Annotated in this window: 1 protein-coding gene and 1 pseudogene; both read left to right on the top strand. The window is 34.1% G+C overall.

The genetic code is table 11. The features are described from left to right. Positions 1 to 86 (top strand): annotated as a pseudogene (locus tag LI091_RS18800) (IS607 family transposase); the annotation flags it as partial. Continuing rightward, complete coding sequence (locus LI091_RS18335) at positions 55 to 1,197, top strand: RNA-guided endonuclease InsQ/TnpB family protein (protein WP_442860790.1); 1,143 nt, start codon at positions 55 to 57, stop codon at positions 1,195 to 1,197. The pseudogene LI091_RS18800 and the gene LI091_RS18335, both read left to right, overlap by 32 nt. Positions 1,198 to 1,365 lie beyond the last annotated feature (168 nt).

Genomic DNA, 1,365 nt, shown 5'->3' with positions numbered 1-1,365 from the left:
AACTTATCCGGGAACTGATACAGGAGGAAGTAGATGGTAAAAGCCATAAAAGCAATGTTGATACCAAACAATGTACAGAAAACTAAGATGTTTCAGTACGCAGGTGCTTCAAGATTTGCTTATAACTGGGCTTTGGCAAGGGAAATAGAAAACTATGAAAAAGGCGGAAAATTCATTTCAGATGCAGAACTCAGAAAAGAATTTACAAAGCTTAGACATTCTGATGAATACGCATGGTTATTGAGTATTTCAAATAATGTAACCAAACAGGCGATCAAAGATGCCTGCACTGCTTATAAGAACTTTTTCAAAGGTTTGCAGAAATTCCCAATATTCAAGTCAAAAAAGAGATCAATGCCGAAGTTCTATCAGGATAATATTAAGATACAATTCAGCAATACTCATGTTAAGTTTGAAGGATTTTCTTCGAGCAGGAAAAGAAATAAACAAAAATTAAATTGGGTAAGACTTGCAGAGCATGGTCGTATTCCTACAGATGCTAAATACATGAATCCGAGAATATCTTTTGATGGGTTGAACTGGTGGATCAGCGTATGTGTGGAATTTCCTGATTGCATAGAAAAACTTAATGATGATGGGATTGGTATAGATCTAGGGATCAAAGATCTGGCTGTTTGCTCTGATGGAGCTAAGTATAAGAACATCAATAAAAGTCAGAAAGTAAAGAAACTAGAAAAACAGAAACGCAGATTACAGCGTAGTATCTCTCGCTCTTACGAGAAAAATAAGAAAGGAAAAAGTTACTGCAAAACAAATAATGTAATCAAAAAGGAAAAACTTTTATTAAAACGAAATCACAGATTAACAAATATCCGTAAGAACTATTTGAATCAGACTACATCTGAAATTGTAAGTCGAAAACCAAGATTTATTTGTATTGAAGATTTGAATGTTAGTGGAATGATGAAAAATAGACATTTATCAAAAGCAGTTCAGAATCAGGGGTTTTTTGAGTTTAGAAAGCAGCTTGAACACAAGTGCAGGTATAAAGGGATCCAGCTTATTGTGGCTGATCGGTTTTATCCATCATCAAAGCTTTGCAGTTGCTGTGGAAACATTAAAAAAGACTTGAAATTATCTGACAGGATTTATAAATGTGATTGTGGAAATGTCATTGATAGAGATTTTCAGGCATCTATAAATCTCAAGGCTTATGGAGAAAGAGTTGCAAGCTAACACTAAAACGTTAGTGCAAATATGTACGGGTACGTTAATCCGGAATTTACGCCTATGGAGAGTACAAGAACTTGTGAGTAGATAGATATTTATATCATCAAAAGCATACTCGTTGAAGTAGGAATGAAACATAGAAGTTTATAACTTTTTATAAGTTTTCAGTAACGG

It is taken from the genome of Blautia sp. MSK20_18 (genome assembly GCF_020553125.1).
GTDB lineage: Bacteria > Bacillota > Clostridia > Lachnospirales > Lachnospiraceae > Blautia_A > Blautia_A fusiformis.
The sequence above is the reverse complement of the archived record's forward strand: the minus strand, read 5'-3'. Positions and strand labels throughout refer to the sequence as shown.